Below are 24,096 nucleotides of genomic sequence, written 5' to 3' on the forward strand. Positions count from 1 at the left end.
CTGCGCTCCGCGCCAGCGTCGCAGGCAAGTCCTTCGTCGTAATTCCTCCCCAATCCCCGTAGATTCTGACGGCCTCCGAACGAGGTACGCGTGATGATCAATTTCTTTCAGCGAAACATGGCGCTTGTGCTCGCCCCCATCATGACGGCGGTCGCCATCACCCTTTACAATCTGACGTGCCTCCTGCTCAGGCATCACCATGCGCTCCTGCACGATCTGCATCGTGCGACAGGTGCCCTGATCCTTCTCGTCGTCTTTTACGGAATCATCCGTTACATGCAGTCCCTGCCGGATGAAGAAAGTTAGAAATACGGCAAACTCTGACATTCGAGCCGACAATTTCAGATAGAGTTCAGCCTTCGCGGCTATATCCTCGCCCTGTCATGACGCGGATTCGGCGATGCTTTCGGTAACGGTTGTCGATTTCGTGTTGTAAAATGCTTTTACAACAAGTTCGTCGCACCGGTCCGGTGCAAAGCCCCCATGAAGAACTGAGGATATCGAAACGTGGCTGATGTTTGTACGCAAGGCGTAGACACGGGCTTTGTTGCCCTGGGCTATGCCAAGATCGCATTTCTGGGTGTGGTACAGGGATTGACTGAGCTGCTGCCGGTCTCCTCGACCGCCCATATGCGCCTGGTGCCGGCACTGCTCGGCTGGCAGGACCCGGGTTCTGCCTTTTCGGCGACCATGCAGTTAGCGGCGCTTGCGGCGATCGTCTCCTACTTCTGGAGCGACGTGCGCTACGTCACCTTCGGATCGCTCGATGCCGTCAGGCGAAGGGATTGGCGCTCGCCTGCGATGCGGCTTGCGATCGCCATCGTGATTGCGACCGTGCCGATCGTCATTGCCGGCCTGCTGCTGTCGTCTTCCCTGAATGCTTGCGGAACGTCTTTCCGCAGCCTCTGGGTGATCGGCATCGCGTGCGTGGTCATGGGCTTGCTTCTGGCTGTTGCGGAGCTTTACAGCCGCCATCGCAAGAGCATCGAGCAGATGACGCTGATGGATGCTCTGTTCGTCGGCATCACGCAGGTCGGTGCGCTCGTTCCCGGCGTCTCGCGGTCGGGTTCGACGTTGACCGGCGCGCTTTTCCTCGGACTGAAGCGCGAGGAGGCTGCGCGGTTCTCGTTCCTGCTCGGCTTGCCCGCCATCGCGCTCGCCGGCCTGAAGGAGCTTTATGAACTCCACAAGGCACATATTCCAATGGAAGCCTGGTCGGTGCTGCTCGTCGGTCTGATCGTCGGCAGCATATCGTCCTTCATCACGATATGGGGGCTGATGCGCTTTCTGGAGCGCTTCTCGACCTGGCCCTTCGTCATCTACCGTATCGTGCTCGGCGCCGTCATTCTTTTCGGCGTGTTGACCATGGGTTGGGCTTGAGCGGCCTGTGCCATTCGGCCACCGCATAGAAAAGGGGGCGCCGCTTGTTGGAGCGGCGCCTTTTGTTTGAGGGTTTTACCCGAAGACAAGGCCACCATCGACGATGAGGTTCTGTCCGGTGACGGCCCGCGCCCAGGGGCTTGCGAAGAAGAGAACAGCGTCGGCCGCTTCCTCCGGCGTGGTGACGCGGCGCAGGGGGGTATTTGCGGCAATGATGTCGAAAACGGCCTCCGGCGTGGCGCTGCTCGCATCCGTCGTTCGCAGAAGTCCGCCGGACACCATGTTGACGGTGATCCCGAGAGGGCCGAGTTCGGCGGCAGCCGTTCGGGTCAGCGACAGCAATGCCGCCTTCGCCGCGGTGTAGTCGTGGTAGGGCACCACCGGATTCTGAAAGAGGTTGGTGCCGATCGTGACGATCCGGCCAAATCCCGCCGAGGCCATTGCCGGCCGCGCCGCCTGTATCAGGTTCAAGGCTCCCTGCAGCGCGGTTTCCAGCTGTATCGCCATCTCGGCCCAGCTCAACGCGTCCAGCTTCGAACGCGCATCGCCGTTGAAGCTGAAATCGGCCAGCGCGTTGTGCACGAGCGTCGTTGGTGCACCGAAATGCTCTGTCACCTCGGCGACAAGCCGCTTTGTATCTTCGAGTTTGCGAATATCGGCCCGAAAGGCTTTGGCGCGATCGCCAAGCAGGGCCGCGAGTGCCTCCGCCCGCTCGCGGCTGGCGCGATAATTGATCGCCACCTTCGCGCCCTCCCGGGCGAACGCCGTGGCGATGGTGGCGCCGAGACCACGCCCGGCGCCGGAAACGATGACGATCTGATCCTTGAGTGGCAGGCTCATTTCTCTACTCCTTTTCTGTCTGTCCATAGCGCATGGAAATGCTGCACGGGCCCGTGGCCGCTCCCGACGGAAAGTTGCTGCGCGGCGGCAACCGCGGCGGCGAGATAAGCCTTGCCGACGGCGACGGCTTCGGGAAGTGGCAAACCCTTGGCGATCTCAGCTGCTATGGCGCTGGAAAGCGTGCAGCCCGTTCCATGCGTATTCTTCGTCGGCAGCCGTTCGGCTTCGAACCAGGTCAACCTTCCAGCGCTTGCCAGCACATCCGGACTTTCATCACCTTCGAGATGACCGCCCTTAACCAGAACGGCGGAGGGGCCGAGCGTTGCGAGCGCTAACGCCTGGCGCGCCATGTCCTCGCGGCTCGTCGCCTCCGCCTCGTGCAGCAGCGCGGCTGCTTCGGGCAGGTTTGGCGTTACGACGGTTGCGAGGGGCAGCAATCGCGTGGTCAGCACGTCCACGGCATCGGCGGCGAGGAGCGCGGCGCCACCCTTGGCGATCATCACGGGATCGAGCACGACGGGCACGTCGCGATGTTGCTCCAGAATGTCTGCAACCGCGTCGGCGATCGCCGCATTTGCGATCATGCCGATCTTGACGGCATCGACGCGAATATCGGCAAAGATCGCCCGGATCTGGTCCGTGACGAATTGAGGAGGCACCGGATGAACACCGGAGACGCCTTGCGTGTTCTGGGCCGTCAACGCGGTCAGAGCCGCCATGCCATAAACGCCGCGGGCGGAGAAAGTCTTCAGATCGGCCTGAATACCGGCGCCGCCAGAGGGATCGGAGCCGGCGATGGACAGGACGTTGCGGATCATTGACGCGCCTCCTTGATGGCCTTTGCGATGAGGGCCGTTGCCGCTTCCGGGTTCGGTTGGCCGCATATGGCCGAGACGACCGCGAGACCGTCGGCGCCGGCAGACAGAGCATCGGCGGCATGTTCCGGTTTCAGGCCACCGATCGCGACCGCCGGAACCGGGCAGAGCTTGATGATGCGGGCAAGGCCTTCGAAGCCGATCGGTTGCTTGTGGTCGGGCTTGGTGGGCGTGGCAAAGACCGGACCGATCCCGGCATAGTCGACGATATCGGCATCGATGGCGGAAGCCAGGGCTTTCGTCTCCACCGAAAGGCCGAGGATCATGTCCGGGCCGATCATGCGGCGGGCATCGGCGGCATTCATGTCCTCCTGCCCGATGTGCAGGCCGTCGGCGCCGATGGCGATGGCTGCCTCGACATTGTCGTTGACGATCAGTCGGACATTCGTGCCATGCAGGATCTGCTTGAGGGCGCGGCCAGTCTCGACCATTGCTGTGGTCGAAGCGTCCTTATCGCGAAGCTGGATGATGGTAGCGCCGCCAGCGACGGCCGCACGCGTTGTCTCCACCATGCCGAGGTCACGGCACAGCACCGGATCGAGAACGAGATAGAGGGAGAGATCGAAGTCTTTCATGCGGCTGATATCCTTGCTGCGCGATCCAGCGCTTCCGGGGTAAGGCTGGCGAGGGCATCGAGAAAGCGCCACGAGAACGAGCCGGGTCCCTCTGCTACGGCTCCCGCCTGTTCGCCAGCGGCGGCAAAGACCGCAAGAGCCGTTACAGTGGCGTCGAACGGATTGCCTGGCGCTGCTGCGGCGAATGCGCCGACAAGGCAGGTCAGCGAGCAGCCGAGTGCCGTTACCTGCGGCATGAGGGGCGAGCCACCGGCAATGCGCTTTGCCTTTTGCCCATCCGTCACGAAATCTGTCACGCCCGTTACCGCGACCACGCAACCATGCTTTTCGGCCAGCAATCGGGCCGAATCTTCCGCCTGCTCGACTGCGTCGCGGCTGTCGACGCCTTGGCCGCGGCTGGCGCCGCCGGCAAGCGCGATGATTTCAGACGCGTTGCCGCGAATGATCGCCGGCTTTAGCTCGAGCAATTGGGCGACGGCCCGGCGGCGAAACGCGGTCGCGTAGTGCGCGACGGGATCCAGCACCCACGGCTTGCCTGTCGCGCTTGCGGAGCTCGACGCCGTCAGCATGCCCGAAAGCCAGCCGGACGAGAGCGTGCCGATATTGATCGTCAGCGCGCCCGATATGGCGGCAAACTCGCCGGCTTCCTCCTCGGCATGCACCATTGCCGGCGAGGCGCCGGCTGCGAGCATCACGTTGGCTGCGATGTTCATGGCGACGAAATTGGTGATGCATTGCACCAGCGGAGGGTTGGCCCGCATGATGCGAAGCAGATTGCCTGCTGTGGTCTGGTCTTGCATATCGCCCCTTTCAGGCGGGCGAGACGCGTAGGGACGACGAGCTGTGCTTCACGAGGTCCCGAGCGACTCCCTCCGCCAGCATGATCTGGTTCAGGTTCGAAGGGTGCTTCTCAGCCCGCCGGTTGGCGGACGCCCCTGTCTCTCATCTGTCTTCTTTTCGCAGACAAAGGCGGCGCTGTCATCAGCAAATCACAAAGGCCATTACGATGGCTGAACCGAGGCTTGCCCGCCTTTCGAGCGACCCATGCAGTGATTGCATGGGTGCAGTGATCCCTTAGCTCTGCAAAAGGCTGCGGGTTTCAACTATATGTTTCTCATCGAAGCGACGGGAGCGCCAAGCACGGCAGCTCAGCTTCGAAAACCCAAGGAAAGGGGATCATCATGAACGTAGCACGCTCTTTCAATAACTGGCGCAAGTATCGTCAGACGGTCGCCGAACTGGGCCGTATGTCCACGCGCGAACTGCACGACCTGGGTATCGATCGCGGCGAAATCCGCAATGTTGCCCGCGCAGCGATCGCTCGCTAACGGCCGCACCGGCTCCTTATAAAGCTGCATTATGCCAGCGCCTGTTCGTCCCGAGCAGGCGCTTTTGCTTTGTCGATATGGCTGATGGGTTCGGCCATGCATTCCGAGGATTGCACTGACCCAGCCCTCCGGTTTTCGCATAACGCATAACTGCCTTGCAAAGAAATGCCTATGAACTGAGCAAAAGATTGGTATGTTGTCTCCATCGAAGCGATGCATCTCCTCCCGCATCCCTTCGCTTGGCAATCGTCCTTATCCTCCTCCCAAGGGCGATTGCAGGAATAGCGGAACTCCTCCTCCCATCCGCTATTCGGTTCTCATAAAAGCCTGCCGCACCTCCTCCCGCGGCAGGCTTTTTATTTGTCGAACTATCCCATTAGCGGGGATCTCACGTAGCTATGGCGCAAAGAGATCCGTAGAAGCCCATGGCAGCAGCGCCAAACTGCGCCAGCGCATTGAAGAGTGGGCAATCTCCTCTCGCAAAAATGAACGGCGGCCACTATGTGCCACCTATGTAGCGCGCTACATCGAAGTTCGCCCCCAATTTGATTCCCGAAAAAGGAGGATGCCCATGACCGGTTCTGCCGAGTATACGCCGCCGAAAATCTGGACCTGGAACAAGGCCAATGGTGGCCAGTTCGCCAACATCAACCGCCCGATCGCGGGGCCTACCCATGACAAGGAACTGCCGGTCGGCCGCCATCCCCTTCAGCTCTATTCGCTGGGAACGCCGAACGGCGTGAAAGTCACCATCATGCTCGAAGAGCTGCTGGCGCTCGGTCACAGCGGCGCCGAATATGATGCATGGCTGATCAAGATCGGCGATGGCGACCAGTTCGGCAGCGGCTTCGTCGACGTCAATCCGAATTCGAAGATCCCCGCCTTGCTGGATCGCAGTGGTCCGAAGCCTGTGCGCGTCTTCGAATCGGCCTCGATTTTGATGTATCTCGCCGAAAAATTCGGAGCCTTCCTGCCGACTGAGCAGCCGGCTCGCGCCGAATGCATCTCCTGGCTGTTCTGGCAGATGGGCAGTGCTCCTTATCTCGGCGGCGGCTTCGGTCATTTCTATGCCTATGCACCGACGAAGATCGAATATGCGATCGACCGTTTCGCCATGGAAGTTAAGCGTCAGCTCGACGTGCTCGATCGGCGCCTTGCCGAGAGCGAATATATCGCCGGCAGCGACTACACCATCGCCGATATCGCCATCTGGCCCTGGTACGGCGGTTTGGCCAAGGGTTGGCAGTATGGTGCGGCCGAATTCCTGCAGGTGCAGGATTACAAGAACGTGCAACGCTGGGCCGAGCAGGTCTATGCCCGCCCAGCCGTCAAGCGTGGCCGCATGGTCAACCGCATGTCGGGCGATCCCTCCGAACAGTTGCGCGAGCGCCATGATGCCAGCGACTTCGACACGAAGACCCAGGACAAACTGGAAGCTGCCGGCTGATATCCGGAGATTCCTTTCTGAATAAATGAAGCCCGCGATCCCAAAGGTCGCGGGTTTTTTGTTGCCTCTGCCACCGGGCGTTGCTGGCCCCGGCAAGTCAGCCTCGCTCCATCTTGCTAGGCGTAATGTTCGGCTGCCGAGGTTCCCCCGCTCGGCACGAAACGCGCCGCGATCCTGCGAGGCGTTTCGACTTCGGCGAAAGAGGAATGCTTCCCCATGCGGCAAATTGCTGATGATCGTGCCTTGGACGAGAACATGAGCGCGGGCGCACTATCGCAGCGAGGAAGTGGGCAAAGAGATGCACTCCTCAAGCACCTCGTATCCGGCGGCGACGAGCGATTGGATTGCGACCCGGTCAGCGGATTGAACATGTATGGCTATGGGCCGGCGCCCCGGCCGGGCGATCTGGCTTTCGGCTCTTCAACGGCATCCACCATCTCTGCCGCCGCCTTTGCGGCCGTCGAATCCTATTACGCGGAGTTGGCGCGAGAGATGGAAGCAGGCTCACCGGCGGCCATCTACGATCGCGAAATCGGACAGGTGCGTGACGACCTGTTGCGTCTGCTTGGCCTGAGTCAGACGGCGGAGCCCCGGATCGACACGATCCTGGCGACATCGGGTACCGACATCCATCTCTTTTCGGCCGCACTGTTGGCGGGCGAGGACGAGCGGTCCTTGATGACCATCACGCTGATGGGCAACGAGACGGGCAGCGGCGTCATGATGGCGGCATCCGGGCGACATTTCATGAGCCGCGTCAGCAGCGAACAGACCGTCGGCAAGGGCGAGGAGCTGCGGCAGGGAGATGCGACGCGCAATGCCACCATTGCCGTCCGCAACAAGGACGGCTCCCTCCGTCCTGACAGTGAGGTCGAGGACGAGCTGCGTGGCCTCATCGAGCTCGCTCGTGCAGCTGGCCTCAGATGCCTGCTCGTGGTGACGGACGTGTCGAAGACCAGCCTGCTGGCGCCGAGCCTCGGTGCGGTCATGCGTCTGAAAGAGCGCTTCGGCACGATGTTGGATATCATGATCGATGCCTGCCAGTTTCGCCTGTCGGCGGCAACGATCCGCGCCTATCTCTCGCGTGGTTTCATGGTCGCAGTCACGGGTTCGAAATTCCTGGCCGGGCCAATTTTCAGCGGCGCGCTTCTCTGCCCGCCGCAAATCTCGGAGCGCTTCAGGTCTCTTATGCTACCCGCTGCCTTGGCGGATTATTGCGGGAAGGCGGAATGGCCGGAAGGCTGGATCGCTCGTGACGCCTTGCCGGGGCGGGCCAATCTCGGCCTGCTGCTGCGCTGGAAAGCTGCGTTGTTCGAGCTCGAACGTTTCGTCGGCGTTCCGGAAGACCGGGTGACAGCGGTTTTGTCCGCTTTCGCAGAGGCTGTTTCTCATCGCCTTGCGATCGATCCGGCCTTCGAACCGCTGCAGAGCCGGCGTTTGGACCGGAGTGAGCTATGGGGCGTGTCATCCGACCTCCGTTGGGATGAAATTCCCACCGTATTCTCGTTCTACCTGCGCAATTGCGCAGATGGTGTGATGCTGACGGCCCCCGAAATGGCGGCCGTCTACAAGGATCTGGCCGTCGAGGTAGACGAAATTGCATCGGTGCGGCTCGGACAACCGGTTCGCTGCGCCGATTTTGGCGAAGTACCCGCCAGCGCCCTTCGAATCTGCTTGAGCGCAGCGCTGGTCGTTGCGGCCAGCAAGAGCGATGAGGCGCTTGCTGCGTTGATTGCGCAGGCAATGAGGGTTCTGGATCGGACCGCCGAAGTGGCGGCCCGACAAAAGGATTCTTCCGGGACCAAGGATATACGACGAAGCGCCTGACGCGTGTCGCGCGAAACCGCTTCAGTTAACGTGTCTCACCGGCAGGTAATGGGTCAGGAACCCCGGCGTTCGTCGCCGTCAAAACCGGCGAAGTCGCCTCTGACGATGCCGTGCCGCTGGAGCTTGTCGTAGAAGGTCTTTCTGGGAATGCCGAGTGCCTCGATGGTGCGGCGAACGTCGCCATCGTTCTGCGACAGCGTTTCGCGGATGAGTTCGGCCTCGTAGCGCTCCACTCTGACGGGCAACGGCAAGCCTTCGTCCACCGCCGGCACTTCGCTGGATTTCGGCGTCGCCGCCGATTCAAGTCCGAGCACGAAGCGTTCGGCAAAATGCGAGAGTTCGCGAACATTGCCCGGCCAGTCGTGCTGCTGCAGATGGCGGCGCACCGTCGTGGATATGGCTGGCACCTCGCGCTTGAAGCGGCCGGCGGCGCGGTCGGCGAAATGGCCGAAGAGCAGGGGAATGTCATCGCGCCGATCGCGCAACGGCGGAATGGAAAGCGTGACCACGTTGAGGCGATAATAGAGATCCTCGCGGAAATCGCCGCGCTGGCGGGGATCGCCGAGATCGACTTTTGCCGCCGCGACAACGCGAAGATCGACGGGGCGGACTTCATTGGTGCCGAGCGGCGTCACCTCGCGCATTTCCAGCACGCGGAGCATCTGCACCTGAATGGCGGGCGGCATGCTTTCGATCTCGTCGAGAAACAGTGTGCCAGAGCTTGAGTGTTCGATGCGTCCGACGCGTTTCTTCTGCGCGCCGGTGAAGGCGCCGGGCTCATGGCCGAACAGCTCGCTTTCGATCACGGTTTCCGGCAGGGCACCGCAGTTCAGCGCGACGAAATTACCTTTCGCGCGGCGGCTCCAGCGATGCAGCAGGCTCGCCACCACTTCCTTGCCGCTGCCGGTTTCGCCTGTCACCAGCACATCGACATCCGTATCGGCGATCTGCCGCAGCGTATGGCGCAGGCGCTCGATGGCGGGGGTCTGGCCGATCAATGGTAGATCGCCCTGCGCCTGTTCCGCAGCCTGCCGCAAAGCCCGGTTTTCCAGGACAAGCCGCCGCTTTTCGGTCGCCCGCCGTACGCTCTGCACTAGCCGATCCGTGGCGAAGGGTTTGGCGATGAAATCATAGGCGCCATCCTGAATCGCCTGCACCGCCATCGGTATGTCGCCATGGCCCGTCATCAGAATGACCGGCAGATCGGCGTCGAGCGCCTTAATGTGAGCAAAGAGCTGCTGCCCGTCCATCTGCGGCATGCGAATGTCGGAGACAACGACGCCGGCAAAGTCGGCGTGCAGAGCCTGAAGCGCTTCGCTCGCGGCAGAAAAGGCGGAGACGGCAAAGCCCGCCAGCTCAAGCGTCTGCTTCGTCGCCCGCAGCAGATCCTTGTCGTCGTCGATGAGGAATACGGGGGAATTCTCGTTCATAGTGGGGCCTTGCGCAAATGGACGGTAAAGCGGGTGCCGCTGCCGTTGCTCTCGACGTCGATCCGGCCGCCATAGTCGACGACGATATCCTTGGAAATGACGAGGCCGAGACCGAGGCCCTTTTCCTTGGATGTATTGAAGGGCGTAAACAGCGAGTCGAGGATCGTTGCGGGAATGCCAGGACCATTGTCGGAAACCACGATCTCGACCTGCTCAGCCGTCTCGCGCACCGAAACCTCCACCCTGGCCTGGTCGCGTCCTTCCAGCGCCTCCAGCGCGTTCTGAAAGAGGTTGATCAGCACCTGCTCAAGCCGGATGCGGGTCCCGACAACGCTGAGCCCTGTTGGCGGCAATTGGATCTTGAGCGCATCCAGGCGGCCGGCAAAACGGCTCCTGAGCAGGATGACAGCCCCTTCGATCACGCTTCTGAGGTCCACGGGCTCGGGAGCGGTCCTGCCTTTGCGAGCAAAGGCTTTCAACTCCTCGGTGATGGTGCCGATACGCTCCGTCAGCGCCGCTATTGCTGAGAGGTTCTCTTTGACCGGCTGTGTCTGCTGCCTATCGAGAAAGACATTCGCGTTCTCCGCATAGGCCCGGATCGTCGCGACCGGCTGGTTGATCTCATGGGCGACGCCGGCGGCGACCTGGCCGAGGATGGCGAGGCGATTGGCCTGGACAAGATCCTGCTGCACGCCCTGAAGCTTGGCTTCCGTCGCACGGTGGTCGGCAATCTCCGCCTCCAGCCGATCACGGGCTCGGCTCAGATCCTCCGTGCGTTCAAGAACGCGGCGTTCAAGCTCTTCGCGCGCCATCCTGCTGACGGCGATTTGCATGGCGGAGACATCGCGCCGGCGCAGCAGGAAGGCGGCAAAAGCGAGGATCGGCAACAGTACCGTCAAGGTGAGAAAGCGCGTTTCGCGCACGGAGGAGGCGATCGCCTGATCGGTTGGGATCAGGTAGCCAAGCTGCCAGGGCGTCGATGGAATAGCTGTTGTCAGCCGTAAATATTCGGCAGCACTGCTCCCGGGTAGAACGGCGCGGACGATTGTCGCATCCGGGCCGACCTTCTCGGGACGACCGATCGGTAGCGGCGAGAGAGGCGCGGCACCGAACTGCAGGCTCTTGCGAATAGCCGCAGCCTCCTCCTGCGAGAGGGGCGAGGTCGTCATGAAACGCCAGGAGGGCAGGCTTGTGATGAGCACGACGCCTCGTTCATCGGTCACGTAGGCGGGACGGCCCGTTTCGCTCCAGTCGGCTTCCAACTGATCGAACTCCATCTTCACAACGACGACACCGAGCGCGGAACCGGCATCGCCGACGCGGCGCGAGATGTAGAGGCCGGGGCGATTGCTGACCGTGCCAAGCGCATAATGTTCGGCGGTTCCCGCCTCCATGGCTTTGCGGAAGTAATCGCGGAAGGAATAGTCGTTGCCGACGAAGCTCAAGGGCTCTCGCCAGTTGCTGGAGGCCATGGCGACACCGTCCTTGCCGGTGACATAAAGCACGGACGCACTGGTGCCGGAAACCAGGCTTTCAAGCTTGCGGTCGAGTGCGACGATATCGTCGGTGCGTTGGTTGGCGAGCGCATCCCGCACCTGTTGATCGTCGGCCAAGAGGAGCGGCAAGGCGCGGGGACGCTCGAGAACTGCTCGCAGCAGCGCGACCTTGAGATTTGCGTCCGTATGCCCCTGTCTTTGCAGCGTCTCGATAGCCGAAAGGCGGCCATAGAAATTGGCGCCATAGAGGCAGGCCGCAATGATGGCCGCACTTAGGAACGCGAAAACGAACCAGACCCGACGGGAACGCCGACCCAGTTGCTCGGGCGTCAAAAATCGTTCGTGGACCGGGCGCTGCAGCATCACCGCATTGTGCATGATTTCGCGCGAGCCGCAATTCCATCTGTGCGGATTACCGCACGCGTCGATGCCTTTCGATTGGCGGCATGAATTAAAATTCAACGAAAGCAATGTGTTAAAATGAAGGCGCCCATTTGGCACGGCCGTTGCAGGGAAGAACGGAACAGTCGGAGGCTGTTGAATTCTAGTCGTCGCCCGGAGGGCCGAGAGATCGGTTGGGCTTAACGGAGGACATCATGATTGCTCCCATCGCTGCCGCGGAAACGCGCGTCAAGCTTCCTTTCTATCGGCACCTCTACGTGCAGGTTCTCACCGCCATCGCCGCCGGCATCCTGCTCGGTCACTATTATCCGCAGCTCGGCACCTCGTTGCAGCCGCTTGGCGATGCCTTCATCAAGCTGGTGCGCATGGTCATTGCGCCCGTCATCTTCCTGACGGTCACGACCGGCATTGCCGGCATGTCGGACTTGAAGAAATTCGGTCGCGTCGTCGGCAAGTCGTTCATCTATTTCCTGACCTTTTCGACCCTGGCGTTGATCATCGGTCTCATCGTTGCCAACGTGGTGCAGCCGGGCGCCGGCATGCATATCAATCCGGCAACGCTGGATACCAAGGCCGTCAACAATTACGCGGCACAGGCCCATGACGCCTCGGTCGTAGGCTTCCTGATGAACATTATTCCGGACACGATCGTCGGCGCATTCGCCAAGGGCGACATTCTCCAGGTGCTGTTCTTTTCGGTCGTCTTCGGTATCGCGCTCGGCGCGGTCGGAGAGCGTGGCCGCCCGGTCGTCGACTTCCTGCAGGCACTGACCACGCCGATCTTCCGGATGGTTGCGCTGCTGATGAAATTCGCCCCGATCGGCGCTTTCGGTGCCATGGCCTTTACCATCGGCAAATATGGCATCGGCACGATTGCCAATCTCGCCTTCCTGATCGGCACCTTCTATGCCACGTCGCTACTGTTCGTGCTCGTCGTGCTGGGTGCCGTCGCCCGCTACAACGGCTTCTCGATCCTGGCGCTGATCCGCTACATCAAGGAAGAATTGCTGCTGGTGCTTGGCACGTCTTCATCGGAAGCCGCTCTTCCCGGCCTGATGAACAAGATGGAACGCGCCGGCTGCAAGCGCTCCGTCGTCGGCCTTGTCATCCCGACGGGCTATTCCTTCAATCTCGACGGCACCAACATCTATATGACACTGGCTGCGCTCTTCATCGCACAGGCGACCGACACGCCGCTGTCGTTCGGTGACCAGATCCTGCTGCTGCTCGTCGCCATGTTGAGCTCCAAGGGTGCCGCGGGCATCACCGGCGCCGGCTTCATCACGCTTGCCGCAACCCTTGCCGTCGTGCCTTCGGTTCCGATCGCCGGTATGGCGCTCATCCTCGGCATCGACCGCTTCATGTCGGAATGCCGCGCGCTGACCAATTTCGTCGGCAATGCGGTTGCCACGATCGTTGTCGCGCGCTGGGAAAACGAGCTTGACCAGACCAAGTTTGCCGCCGCCATGGCGGGGCAATTGAGCGAAGAAATAGAGGTGCCTGTTTTGCAGGCTGCTGAATAAGCTTCGCCACATTCTCCCAAGCATGAAACGGCCCCCAGCGGGGCCGTTTTCCGTTTCTGCATGGCGCAATCACTGTTTTGTGTTGGGGGTAGTGGCCGCCAATCAGGCCACGTCATCAACAGCGGCCTTCATAAAACTGTCACCGCAACGGCTCACAGCATCATACTGACAGTTGTGAATTTCGGGCGAGCCGTAAGCGGAGGGAGGGCAGCGTGTCACAGACAATTTTCGTGAGCGCAGGTCAGCCGGTCCCAGGGGGCATTTGCGTCGATCGACCGTGTCGCGAGTAGCCGCGCATGGGTTCTTCATCGTCAGCACAACAAAAGGCCCTGAGGCGTTCGGAGAGTTTTCTGTCCGAACTTGCCTCCCATGCGGATGAGCTGCTGCACGGCCGTTTCCATGAACAATACGCCGCCATTTGTTACAGGAAGGCGCCGGAGTGCGTTGATGCGCAAGTGCTCGTCGTCACCAGCCGGGAAAGCGGCAGGTGGGTCGTGCCCAAGGGTTGGCCGATCAAGGGCAAGAAGCCGCATGAGGTCGCTGCCATAGAGGCTTATGAGGAGGCCGGCGTACGCGGCAAGGTGAAGAAGAAGCCCTTTGGCTATTTCACCTATCTGAAGCAGCTCGCCGACGGCAATCGCGTTCCCTGTATCGTCGGGCTGCATCTTCTGGAGGTCGACCAGATGCTTCAGGATTTTCCGGAGCGAGGCCAGCGCCGCCTCGAATGGGTTTCCTTCATCGAGGCCGCCAGTCGCGTGCGCGAGCCTGAGCTCAAAGGGCTCTTGCTTGCGGCCGAGCGGAAGCTGCGTAAGGCAAAAGGCAAGAAGTGATTTTGCCGGGCAGACGGCATTGTCTTTCTTCTGCGGAGCTTCCTGAAGGGTGGAAACTTCGCAGCAAATAAGGTTTGGGGGCGTTCAGTTATTCCGTAACCGTGACGTGTTGTCGCTATCACAGAATATTAAGACGCGAAACGAGCCGAGAGCCAGGCGCTTGGCAGCTATGCGCTTGCGTGCTTGCCCTCGCCGCATTGATGCCTATATTGACGCAGCGTTCGGCCGCGTCTGTTTAGGCCGAGATGCCTCATGGCTGCAATAGCTGCCTTCACCCGGCAACGATTTGGCCGGCGGACGTTGGAAGGAGAAATTTCATGTCCATTACTCCAAACAATATCGATAGTTCAAAGGCTTCTACCGTTCCTGATGGTGAGATCGCTGCTGCCGTGCGGCAGGCGCGGGAAGCCATCGGTTACACGATTGACGATCTCTCCGAAACGTGTGGCCTCACCAGTGAGGAAATTACTGAAATCGAGGCTGGTGCCGAGGCTGATCCGGCGAAACTTCGCCGCATTGCCACCGCATTGCAGGTTCCGCCATCGACTTTCTTCATCGTTTGAACAGGCGGCGCACTTCGGTGCGCCCCTTTGAATCTCCGCGTGAGTCGCTCGCATAGGCTTCGCATGTGAACGATTGCAATCATAACGAGTTCCATCGTGCCTTCTGCGTGCTCGTCCACTCACATCGCGCGGGCGATGTCTCATCGAAGAAGCATTGAGGGAGTGAATTGCAGCAAGCTGCAATCCTGGATGGATAATAGGCCCTTTTGCTTCATGGTTTGCAATTATAGATAATCAAGCTTACGCAGACTGGAAGAAATTTGGCAGCGATCATAGGGCCATCTTCCGGCTTTTTAGGCGAAAACCCTCATATCTATACATTGAAAATAAGCCAGTATCAGGGCGTTTTAGGAGTATTTGCGCTTTCTGTTGTCGCGATACTGGTCAAACTCGTTTCAAAGTTTTAATCTGGCAATCTCGATTACCTTTTTGTTTAGTAGTACTTTTTTGATGCAGCATATAGCGACTATGCAGGCCCGTGCTGGGGTGGGTTTGGTGTCGCTTGTCGGGACATATGGGCATGGGGCAGAATGATAAGACTTCAGATGTCGAGCTGAATGTCGACACGCAATTGATTGGCTTGGCTCCCCCCGAAGTTAGCAGCCCTTCGACGAATATGGATGGTCGTGCAGCTTTGCCGCACGAGCCGCATGAAGAGGATGATGGCAATCTGGGCCGTGCAGGAGAAGTGACGATGTCGGGCGAAATTGCTCGTGACATGTCATTGCTTTCCAGGTTGGTGATGTGGCGGCGAAACGCAAAATCGGTAAATGCCGATGACCAGGATCAGACACCGCAGCCAGAGGCATCAATTGATCGCGCAGCGCTAGACTTCGTACCGATCGGGATCTCGTTGCAGGGCGATGAGCAGGTTCGTATCGTCAATTCCGTTGCGCAAGCCATCGAATGCCTTACCACGGAATGGCCTGTACGCTATGGAGACGCCTTCGAAGAGGCGTTGCAAGCCTGTATCGACAGCGTAAAAGGCAAAACTTCCCCCGAACAGGTTCGAGTAGCCCTCGTCAATGCGGCGAAGGCAGCTGGCATGCGCGTAACTCCCTGATACCTTCAAAATCTCTCGACTTGCGCAGCCTGGCGGCTACGGACGTTTGCCCGTCTATTGATTTGCTGGAAAAGCTGATGTCCATCGAAACTCGCGACTGGCACATCGAGGAGGCCCGACCGGTCCTTGAAGCAAGGCGACCGGGCCTCCCGACCATCGCAAATTGGCGGTTGCGATAGTTCCAAAGATGTGGCCCGCCACCGCTACTCCGTCCATACACAAAGCGACGGGAGAAGCCTGATTGCGTCTGGCGCCGGAAAGCCGATTTCACAGTAAGCTGATTGGTAACGCCGGCATGGAGTTTGTCTAAAAACGCTACGGCCAAGCAACGGGTCTAAGTCGTGTTTTGAACCCGTTGGGGGGGCCGTCAGCAAGACACATGGGAGTGTATTGTGCCGCGCGGCGGTCGGCGACGCTTTCGCATGAGATCGGTGAGAGGTGGGCTTTCGTGCCGTTGGGAGACCCGACGTTCCTTCAAAGGTCCGCCCCGTCGGGCCTCCCAGCGCAGCAGATCGATATCTGCAGTGGCGCTTAAAGCCTGAAGAAGGGGGCGTTTCCTGTCTATATTGAAAACGACACCTCACGTTTGATTACGTCATGCCGAAGTCCCTGGAACCGGCAGCTTCCCGTCGAGATGCGAAATTACCTTGGCCTGCTTTGTCCACATTCCGCATCCCGACGATGTCGCTCCATTCATCCCGGTCCAACGGCTCATGCTCCGAAGGGCATGAAACGCGCCGCTCTTGGAGATTCCATCGGTATAGAAGCAGTATATTCTCAATACATATTGCGACAGAATTGTACAAATAAAGCATACATTTTGGAAATATTTATTAGCAATCACGTATTTACAGAGATAATCGCGCCTATATTATGGCTTCAGCGTGAACTTTCGCAAGTTACATGTTGAATCGCGAATTCCTTCGAGGAGAGTTTTCGAATGCGCAAGTTTTTGGGATCTACCGTTTTCCTGCTGATGACGGTCGCAGCGAGTGCCGGCTATGCGGCGGATCTTGCCGTCTCCACGCCGCCTGAGGCTCCCGTCGAAACGACGCCGGTATTTTCCTGGACCGGTTTCTATGTCGGTGTGAACGCCGGTGGTGCCTTTGGCGGCAACGACGACGTCGGCTTCCATTCCTTCGGAAACTATCTTGGTAGATATGGCAAGCTTGACGGCTCCGGTTTCATCGGCGGTGGCCAGATTGGCTATAACTATCAGATCGACAACAACTGGGTGATCGGTCTCGAAACCGATTTTCAGGGCGGCGATATCAACGATTCCTTCAATACTGGCACGGCAAGCGCGTCGTCCAAGATCGACTGGTACGGCACATTGCGCCCGCGTATCGGCTATTCGTATGACAGGACGCTGTTCTACGGTACCGGCGGTCTTGCCTATGGTCATATCAACTACAAGGGTTCTGTCGCAGGTGTCGGCAGTTTCGATGACGACAAGACCAGGGCTGGCTGGACCGTGGGGGCTGGTGTCGAACACGCCTTCACCGACCACATAACCGCAAAGCTGGAATATCAATATGTGGATTTTGGTGGCTACAACGTGGGCGGAGATGCACTGTCGACGAAGGCCAGTTCCGACTTCCACGCCATTCGGGTCGGCTTGAACTACAAGTTCTGACGGTCGGCTTCTCGGAAAGATAAGCTTTAAATCTGAACCGGAGAGGAAAATCATATGGCTTTGATTGGCATCAACCTTGTGAATAACGGTACCACGACGATCAACAGCAGTAATGCTGGTACGTCGACGGATACGATCCAGCTCAATCTGGTTTCCAACGGCACGGTGGTAGTTGATGGTGTAAACGTTAATATCAGCAATCTCGTTGGCACAGGCGCGGTTTCGAGTACGACGATTGATGCCATCAACGGCGCCAACGTTACAATCAATGCCAGCCTTGCGAATATCGCCGCTGGCTCGACATACACTTACGGGATTGGCGCGGGGTCCAGCATCACCGTCGATGCGAGCACGCTCAACATCGGACTGCTGAACGGCGTCACCGTCGATTTTGCGAGCGCCAACGGAACTGGCCTGTTCGTCTACAATCCCGGCGGCGTCAATTTGAACCTGTCGACGCCTCCGAACGTCCTTAATGTTCAAAACGGCGACAGAATCGAAGTCGCTGGCGCGACTAGCGTGAGCCAGGTAGGCAACACCGTAACCTTCAATGAGACGGTGCTGGGGCTGCCCGTCGCTCTCGGCTCCTACACCATCCCTGCCGGTGTCACATACAGTTTCGATGCAGGCACGAACACTCTCACATTCACGAGCTGCTTCCTGCGCGGGACCCTCATTCATACGCCGCAGGGCGATATTCAGGTCGAGGATCTGCGGGTCGGAGATCTCGTCGTCACGCATAATGGCGTGGCGGAAATCAGATGGGTCGGCCGGCGGCGGATCGATCCCAAGGCGATCGACAAGCCGCGTGATACGCTGCCTGTAAAGATTCAGGCGGGCGCCATTGCGGAAAACGTTCCTTCCCGCGATCTCTACGTCTCTCCCGATCATTGCATGTTCCTGGAGGAATCGCTGATTCCGGCCAAATTCCTGATCAATGGGACGACCATCACCCAGGAAGCGACGCTGGCACCCTTCGAATATTATCACATCGAGTTGGAACAGCATTCCATCATCCTCGCCGAAGGTGCGCAGACCGAGACCTATCTCGATCTCGGTGGGCGCATGTCCTTCCTCGAGCCGGGCGTGTTGAGGTTCGGCGCGTTTCCAAATGCGGCAACGCGGACCTGGAACGATTGGTGCTATCCGCCGGTCTATGCGGGCAAGGTGCTTGAGCAGGCCCGCGTATCGCTCGAAAAGCGTGCCGAGGAAATGGGTTATCTCGTTCGAGAAGCCGCAGCATCCTGACAATAAGTGCAGAGCATCGAGGTACGGGCGGCGACGGCCGCCCGTATCGAAGCCGGCGATAGGTGCGAGACAGGGTTTTCGTCATCCGTTTGATCACGCGTCTTCGAATTTGCGTGTTGGCCATCGCCATTTGTCTGCCTCCGGTGTCTGGGAGTCATGAATGCGTCATGACGATACTGCTTCGCCTTACTCGCTTGATGCGGCTCGCATCGACGAACGCTCGCTGATCGAGAAATTTTCCGGCAAGACAGTTTTCTTCGACGGCGTGTTCAAAGGCGATTACAGCCTAGCGATTGTCAATCGCCATCTCGCGCAGGCGCTCATCGACTTGGGCGTCAATCTGACCTGCCACACCGCGGAAGACGAGTGGCAGGGCGATGCAACCCTCTCGGCCGCCACCGATATCATGCGGCGAATGCGCGATGATTATCCCTTCAACGAGACATTCGATATCCATCTGCGGAACACTTGGCCGCCGGTGACGCACAATATGGTCGGCCGGCAGAACGCCTATGTGGCTTTTGCCTGGGAAGAGCTTGAATTTCCGCAATATCTCGTGGATCGCTTTAATCATGATCTCGACCTCGTGACGGTGATTTCGAACTTCGTGCACGACAGTTTCGAGCGCTCCGGGGTGACGTTACCGGTGGAAGTCACGGGCAATGGCTGCGATCATCTTTCGGCAATTGCTGACGATGTGCCGTGCCCTCTGCCTGAAACCGGCCGCCGGCGCATCCTGCATGTGTCTTCCTGCTTTCCCCGCAAGGGCATTGATGTCCTGATCGATGCGTTCCTGCGCAGCTTCCGCGCGGATGATCCGGTCGAACTGGTCATCAAGACGTTTCCGAATCCGAACAACATCTCGGCGTCGGTTCTTGCCGAACGACGGGGCCGGCTTGCCGATGCGCCGCCCATCACGATCATCGACGAGCACTATGATGCGAGCCAACTGCGTGCGCTCTATCGCTCGGCTGCGATGCTGGTAGCGCCGAGTAGAGGGGAGGGCTTCGGCCTACCTCTGGCGGAAGCCATGCTGCTCGACATTCCGGTGGTCACCACGAATTACAGCGGCCAGCTCGATTTCTGCCGCCCCAGCACGGCCTGGCTGGTCGATTGCCACATGTCGGCCTCACAGGCCCATGTCGCGGGTTCCCATAGCCTGTGGGCCGAACCGTCCGTGGAGCATCTTGGGACGCAGATGCGCGCTGTGCTTGATCGCCCCGACGAGGCGCGCAGCCGGACAGAGCGAGCCAAAGCACTGTTGAAAGCACATTTCAGCTGGAGATCGGTCGCTATCCGCACGCTGGCCGCCCTTGCCAAATCTGCGCCGGTCGCGGCCGAAGCGCGGCGGAACTGGACGATCGATCTTATTTCTTCCTGGCAGCAGCAGTGCGGCATTGCCACCTACGCGCAGCATCTCTACGGCACGCCTGCATTCGAAGGCAGGATCGATCACATCTTCGCGCGGCGGATCATGGACGATGCCTTGCCAGAAACGCCTCCGCATACCACCGAGACTGCACCACGCAGCATATCGCGCCTGTGGGGCTACGATCTTGCTTCGCTCAAGCGGCTGGCGGGGCGCCTGGAGCAGGGGCGTGGCGAGGTCCTTTGGATGCAACATCATCCCGGCCACTTCTCGACGCCGGACATGGAATTGCTCATCCAGCCGATGGCGGCGACCGCTCATCGGCTGCGTGTGCTGACCATGCACAGCGTGAAGGAGACGTTGCGCGGGGGGACACTGGACTGGACCCGCGCGTTCAACATGGTCTTCGTGCATTCGGCGGAGGACGCGGCAGCGCTTTCAGCCGCGGGGCATCCGAACCCAATTGTCATGCCGCACGGTGTTCTCCTGCCGCCGGAAGACGCTCCGGCACCCGACCCCTCGCATTTTACCATCGGCACCTTCGGGTTCCTGATGCCCCACAAGAATATCGACCGTCTCGTATTGGCCTTCGCGGAAGCGTTGAACTACGAGCCGAGACTTCGCCTCAAACTGTTCAACTGCGTGGTCGCGAACGACGAATCTCGGGCGATGCGAGCCATGATCGAAAATCTGATCGTCTACCTCGGACTATCCGACAAGGTCATAGCGCGTTTCGATTTCATTTCCGAAGGAGAACTGCGTCGCGAGCTGATGACCTGCGATCTGCTCTCATTCCTCTATGGTCATTCGAGTGAAACGGCGACCGGGGCGGCTCGTATAGCAATGAGCGTCAATCGCCCGCTTCTGTGCTCCCGTTCACAGGTTCTGCGTGACCTGTGGCCGATCAGTCATGTCGTCAAAAGCACCGAGATAGACTGTATTGCGGAGGCGCTCGTCAGCCTTGCGCAAAGTTCCTCCCTGCTGGCGATGCTGGATCGCGATCGCAGCCAGGCGGCGCTTTGGTATTCCTATCCGCGCACTGCCGCGCGGCATGTAACAGCCATCGAAAAGATGTTGGAGGGCAACATTGACCATCGCCGAGTTGCATAGACAGCCCTTGAGTGTCCTGCCCAAAGACGTCTTCTCCCTGCCGGCAGAATCCTTCGTCGATGCCTGGGCAAAGGCGTTGGACCTGACGGAGATCGATCTGACCGAGGACGATCGCCTGTCGCTTGCGAACGCCATTCGCGGCGGCACCAATCGGCTGCGCGTGGTTGACGCGCTGAAGGCGCGGCGGCCCGTACCATTGTCGCTGAGCGGCCTTTCCGGCGTGCATGCGCTGCGCCGAGAACCGGATCAGTTCGCCATGGTCGAGAATTTCGTCCGTTTCGCAAAAGAGGATGATGCGGCTTTCCTGCGCTATGCCTTCTCGCGGATTTGCGGGCGCGATCCGACATCGGCCGAACGCCTGGGGCTAGAATTCGATCTCCGGCGTGGCGTCCTCACTCGAACGGCCGTTGTGAAGCGGATCGTCGCCATCGCGCGCCGGGATGGACAGACTGCCTATTGGGATACGCTGTTGCCCGATGATTATGGCAGCGAGCGTGAAGGTTCTGATCTATCCAACGCAAACATCTCGCCGTCGGGACTGCTGGTCAGCCCGGACGGGCAGGCAATGCTCGTGTTCGTTCGCGAGGTCGAGAATATCGGCTGGATGATCGCACCCGATCTGCTGCGTCAGCCTCTGCAGATCGATGATGGTAACTGGCGTGTGCAAGCTGGCTGGCTGCTGACGGGTCCTAAGCGCAGTTTTGCGGAAGGCGAATGGCTGCTGGATCTCGATCTGATCCAACCGCAGGCGGCCAAGCTCGATATCGAAATCGTCGCCAATTCCGGTCTCGATTTTCTGCAGGCCATAACGCTTGTCGGCTCGTTTTCGGGAACCGTATGCATGACCGTCAAGCGCGAGCATCGCTTCATCGAGCTGCGTGTTCGCATTCACGAACGCGCCCAGGAAGACCGCTGGCTGCGTCCCCGAAACATTTCCATGCGGCGTGTGCCATGAGGCGGGAGCTGCGGTTTGCATCGACGCTTCTGCGCGTCGGCCAGGGGAATGCGGCGGCCGAAACTCGCGCACCGGTCAACGTGCTGGCCGAGGCAGATGCCGCGCGCGACAGACGGGATTGGGCAACCGCGGCCTTCCATTATGAGCAGGCCGTGGAGCAATATCCGGCGCGAATATCGTTGCTCGTGCAGCTCGGCCATGCCCATAAGGAGAATGGGGATTTCGAAGCTGCGCTGGAAGCCTATCGGCACTTCCTTGAGGAAGAGCCCGACGATGTCGACATCCACCTGCAGCTTGGCCATCTCTACAACAAAATGAACGAGCCGGAGGCCGCGCTTCAATGGTACGAACGCGCCCATGCGCTTGCGCCCGGCAATGCGGATATCGCCGGCCATCTGGAGACGGCGCGCCTTCGGCTTTCGCGCGTCGATGTAGAGCGCAAACGCCAGAATGCCATGGAACTGATCCAGTCGCGGCGCTGGCCGCAGGCACGAGCGCAACTGCGTGATCTCGTAGACACGGATGGTGAAATCGACCTGATTGCGGTCTATGCGAACGTGACGAAGGAGGCCGGAGATTTTGATGAAGCGCTGCGGCTCTACGATGTCTATCGCCAATATGCGCAGAACCTCGATGCCGCCGCGGTGATCGATGTCGAGATCCAGACGGCCCATCTCTACAAAGCCATGCGGGATATCGAAGCGGCTCTGCGATATTATATCCGTGCGCGCGACGCGGAGTTCGACGTCTATGGCCATGTCACCGCGGATTCGATTACCGGTCGTGAGATCCGCGCCTGTATGGCGGAGATCTATACCTGCTTCTGGCATCCCGACTGATATCCTGATCGATAGGTTCGGGCCCGACGGAGGCTGCGGCAGGATCAGCCGCTTTCGTGATCCTTGATGGCCGTCACCATCAACCAGCCGAGCAGGTAGGCAAGGCTCAGGGACAGGAAGACGACCAGAATATTCTTGAGCGCATAGGGCATTTCTGCCTCGTCGGGCATCTGCGGGGGAACGATGATCTCGAGATAGAGTTGTTGGCGGCGTGCATCGCCTCTGGCGGCTTCCAGCGCATCGAGAGCAGCAACGAGCGCCTTGTTGGCAAATTCCCGCATCAGCACGAGACTTTCGTAATCCGCAATCCTGGGCGCGACGGAATTGTCGGAGCCGACCATCTTGGTTCGTTCATTCTCGATCTGCTGCTCCAGCGCGGCAATCTGGCTCGTCAGAAATGGGATGGAACTGCTGTCGGGCGCGGTCTTGCGCATTTCGGCAAGCCGCGCCCGCGTTGTCGCGAGCTCGGCCGTCAAATTGCTGATGAGATCGATCATCGACATGGAACTGGCGTTCGGATCGATCATGAGTTCCTTGTTTCTGAAATCCGTTATGTTTCGCTGTGCATCTATCACCCGCCGCTGAGCCTCCTGCACCTCGCTATCGGCGAAGCGAACAGCGTCACCGCGGGCACGGTCGTTTAAGCGGTCGAGCAGATCGCCGCCAAGCGCCAGCAATGTGGAATTCAGGTCGGCAGCGTCCTGCGCGTGAAAGGCGGTCGTGCGCAATACCGTGATGCCGGTCGTGTCGTTGTGGATGACCGAGACGCGGTCGGAGTAATAGCCATAAAGTTCTTCCTCGCTGTTGCTTTCCCAGAAGCGTGGAAAGCGGGTCAGCCAATCGGCCTGTGGACTGCCGAAGATCGCGCGCACGGGAAGCTTCAGGCCAAGCTCCTTCAGTGCCTGGCGAGAGCGGATATACTCCTGCACAGAGAAAGTATCGTCCTGCGAACGAGTTATACCGCTATTCTGCAACAGCGAGCCGAAGGCGTTGGACGATGGCGGGGCCGCCATGCGGACGACGAAAGACGCCTCCGAGACGTAGATCGGGGCGGCGACGAATGCGTAGTAGGCGCTGACGACAAGGGTAGGGGCGATGACGACCAACCAGTAGACGCCTAGTCGCTTGGAACGCTTGCGTTGTTTGCCGGACTTTGCCGGCCTGACGATCGATCGCACAAGTCTCCGGCGCAGAGGCTGTCGCTTGTTCTCGGCATCCGCCACCTTGCCTTGGGTTTCGGAGTCTATCAAAGCCATGACGGCGCCTTTCCTGATGGATGCAAGCCATTGCACATCAATGTTGCTGCGTCCTCGGCGGTAATTGTCCAAGTTCGACGCAATGAAAATTGAGCGAGAGGCCT

At 59.6% G+C, this 24,096-nt stretch carries 21 protein-coding genes and 1 riboswitch; of the genes, 14 read left to right on the plus strand and 7 right to left on the minus strand.

Annotated elements, in window-relative coordinates; translation table 11 throughout:
• Nucleotides 1–93 precede the first annotated feature (93 nt).
• The gene (locus BJ928_RS29280) at nt 94–306 is read left to right on the plus strand and encodes a hypothetical protein (RefSeq protein WP_047634535.1); all 213 of its coding nucleotides are present in this window, start codon (nt 94–96) and stop codon (nt 304–306) included.
• Nucleotides 307–507: 201 nt separating this feature from the next.
• The gene (locus tag BJ928_RS29285; RefSeq protein ID WP_047634533.1) at nt 508–1,380 is read left to right on the plus strand and encodes an undecaprenyl-diphosphate phosphatase; all 873 of its coding nucleotides are present in this window, start codon (nt 508–510) and stop codon (nt 1,378–1,380) included.
• A gap of 75 nt (nt 1,381–1,455) precedes the next feature.
• On the opposite strand, the gene BJ928_RS29290 is transcribed toward BJ928_RS29285, so the two are convergent.
• Genes BJ928_RS29290 through thiM form a run of 4 tightly spaced genes read right to left on the minus strand, consistent with a single transcriptional unit; the run spans nt 1,456 to nt 4,470 of the window.
• Nucleotides 1,456–2,220 (minus strand): 3-oxoacyl-ACP reductase, encoded by a 765-nt coding sequence (locus BJ928_RS29290; RefSeq protein WP_047634532.1) that lies wholly within the window; start codon nt 2,218–2,220, stop codon nt 1,456–1,458.
• On the minus strand, nt 2,217–3,038 hold the full coding sequence (thiD, locus tag BJ928_RS29295) for a bifunctional hydroxymethylpyrimidine kinase/phosphomethylpyrimidine kinase (RefSeq protein WP_047634531.1): 822 nt from the start codon (nt 3,036–3,038) through the stop codon (nt 2,217–2,219). Before thiD ends, BJ928_RS29290 begins: the two co-directional genes overlap by 4 nt.
• Complete coding sequence (thiE, locus tag BJ928_RS29300; protein WP_047634530.1) at nt 3,035–3,670, minus strand: thiamine phosphate synthase; 636 nt, start codon at nt 3,668–3,670, stop codon at nt 3,035–3,037. The genes thiD and thiE overlap by 4 nt, the downstream gene beginning before the upstream one ends.
• On the minus strand, nt 3,667–4,470 hold the full coding sequence (thiM, locus tag BJ928_RS29305) for a hydroxyethylthiazole kinase (protein ID WP_047634528.1): 804 nt from the start codon (nt 4,468–4,470) through the stop codon (nt 3,667–3,669). Before thiM ends, thiE begins: the two co-directional genes overlap by 4 nt.
• 50 nt (nt 4,471–4,520) lie before the next feature.
• Nucleotides 4,521–4,617, minus strand: a riboswitch (TPP riboswitch).
• A gap of 234 nt (nt 4,618–4,851) precedes the next feature.
• On the opposite strand from thiM, the gene BJ928_RS29310 reads away from it, so the two are divergent.
• The 3 genes from BJ928_RS29310 to BJ928_RS29320 all read left to right on the plus strand — a co-directional run bounded on the left by BJ928_RS29310 (nt 4,852) and on the right by BJ928_RS29320 (nt 8,272).
• Nucleotides 4,852–4,998 carry a DUF1127 domain-containing protein gene (locus BJ928_RS29310; RefSeq protein ID WP_015342994.1) on the plus strand — a complete coding sequence of 49 codons (147 nt, stop codon included), beginning with the start codon at nt 4,852–4,854 and terminating at the stop codon, nt 4,996–4,998.
• 571 nt (nt 4,999–5,569) lie between these two features.
• A complete protein-coding gene (yghU, locus tag BJ928_RS29315; RefSeq protein ID WP_047634526.1) occupies nt 5,570–6,445 on the plus strand; it encodes a glutathione-dependent disulfide-bond oxidoreductase in 876 nt (291 codons plus the stop codon).
• 216 nt (nt 6,446–6,661) lie between these two features.
• On the plus strand, nt 6,662–8,272 hold the full coding sequence (locus tag BJ928_RS29320; RefSeq protein WP_047634525.1) for a hypothetical protein: 1,611 nt from the start codon (nt 6,662–6,664) through the stop codon (nt 8,270–8,272).
• Between the two features lie 53 nt (nt 8,273–8,325).
• Here the strand turns inward: BJ928_RS29320 and BJ928_RS29325 are convergent, their stop codons facing one another.
• Both BJ928_RS29325 and BJ928_RS29330 read right to left on the minus strand, forming a co-directional pair.
• The gene (locus BJ928_RS29325; protein ID WP_047634524.1) at nt 8,326–9,702 is read right to left on the minus strand and encodes a sigma-54 dependent transcriptional regulator; all 1,377 of its coding nucleotides are present in this window, start codon (nt 9,700–9,702) and stop codon (nt 8,326–8,328) included.
• Nucleotides 9,699–11,576 carry a sensor histidine kinase gene (locus BJ928_RS29330; protein ID WP_047634523.1) on the minus strand — a complete coding sequence of 626 codons (1,878 nt, stop codon included), beginning with the start codon at nt 11,574–11,576 and terminating at the stop codon, nt 9,699–9,701. Before BJ928_RS29330 ends, BJ928_RS29325 begins: the two co-directional genes overlap by 4 nt.
• A 218-nt stretch (nt 11,577–11,794) precedes the next feature.
• Here BJ928_RS29330 and BJ928_RS29335 point away from each other — a divergent pair, with 218 nt between their 5' ends.
• The 9 genes from BJ928_RS29335 to BJ928_RS29375 all read left to right on the plus strand — a co-directional run bounded on the left by BJ928_RS29335 (nt 11,795) and on the right by BJ928_RS29375 (nt 22,736).
• Nucleotides 11,795–13,123 carry a dicarboxylate/amino acid:cation symporter gene (locus BJ928_RS29335; protein WP_047634522.1) on the plus strand — a complete coding sequence of 443 codons (1,329 nt, stop codon included), beginning with the start codon at nt 11,795–11,797 and terminating at the stop codon, nt 13,121–13,123.
• 296 nt (nt 13,124–13,419) lie between these two features.
• A complete protein-coding gene (locus BJ928_RS29340; RefSeq protein ID WP_047634521.1) occupies nt 13,420–13,953 on the plus strand; it encodes an NUDIX hydrolase in 534 nt (177 codons plus the stop codon).
• 317 nt (nt 13,954–14,270) lie between these two features.
• Nucleotides 14,271–14,516 (plus strand): helix-turn-helix transcriptional regulator, encoded by a 246-nt coding sequence (locus BJ928_RS29345; protein WP_047634520.1) that lies wholly within the window; start codon nt 14,271–14,273, stop codon nt 14,514–14,516.
• Between the two features lie 520 nt (nt 14,517–15,036).
• Entirely contained in the window at nt 15,037–15,579 is a 543-nt protein-coding gene (locus BJ928_RS39445; protein ID WP_245432601.1) for a DUF982 domain-containing protein, read from the plus strand.
• A gap of 940 nt (nt 15,580–16,519) precedes the next feature.
• Nucleotides 16,520–17,215, plus strand: coding sequence for an outer membrane protein (locus BJ928_RS29355; RefSeq protein ID WP_047634519.1), 696 nt, complete (start codon nt 16,520–16,522; stop codon nt 17,213–17,215).
• A 54-nt stretch (nt 17,216–17,269) separates the two neighbouring features.
• A complete protein-coding gene (locus tag BJ928_RS29360; RefSeq protein ID WP_047634517.1) occupies nt 17,270–18,463 on the plus strand; it encodes a Hint domain-containing protein in 1,194 nt (397 codons plus the stop codon).
• Nucleotides 18,464–18,623: 160 nt separating this feature from the next.
• Complete coding sequence (locus BJ928_RS29365; protein ID WP_047634516.1) at nt 18,624–20,942, plus strand: glycosyltransferase; 2,319 nt, start codon at nt 18,624–18,626, stop codon at nt 20,940–20,942.
• Nucleotides 20,920–21,897: a hypothetical protein gene (locus BJ928_RS29370; protein WP_047634515.1), complete on the plus strand. Its 978-nt coding sequence runs from the start codon at nt 20,920–20,922 to the stop codon at nt 21,895–21,897. The genes BJ928_RS29365 and BJ928_RS29370 overlap by 23 nt, the downstream gene beginning before the upstream one ends.
• Nucleotides 21,894–22,736, plus strand: coding sequence for a tetratricopeptide repeat protein (locus BJ928_RS29375; protein ID WP_047634514.1), 843 nt, complete (start codon nt 21,894–21,896; stop codon nt 22,734–22,736). Before BJ928_RS29370 ends, BJ928_RS29375 begins: the two co-directional genes overlap by 4 nt.
• 44 nt (nt 22,737–22,780) lie before the next feature.
• Here BJ928_RS29375 and BJ928_RS29380 read toward each other — a convergent pair whose 3' ends face one another.
• Nucleotides 22,781–23,992, minus strand: a complete 1,212-nt coding sequence (locus tag BJ928_RS29380) for a capsule biosynthesis protein (protein ID WP_047634513.1) — start codon at nt 23,990–23,992, stop codon at nt 22,781–22,783.
• Nucleotides 23,993–24,096 lie beyond the last annotated feature (104 nt).

It is taken from the genome of Rhizobium sp. WW_1, from assembly GCF_003610155.1.
Taxonomy (GTDB): domain Bacteria; phylum Pseudomonadota; class Alphaproteobacteria; order Rhizobiales; family Rhizobiaceae; genus Rhizobium; species Rhizobium tropici_A.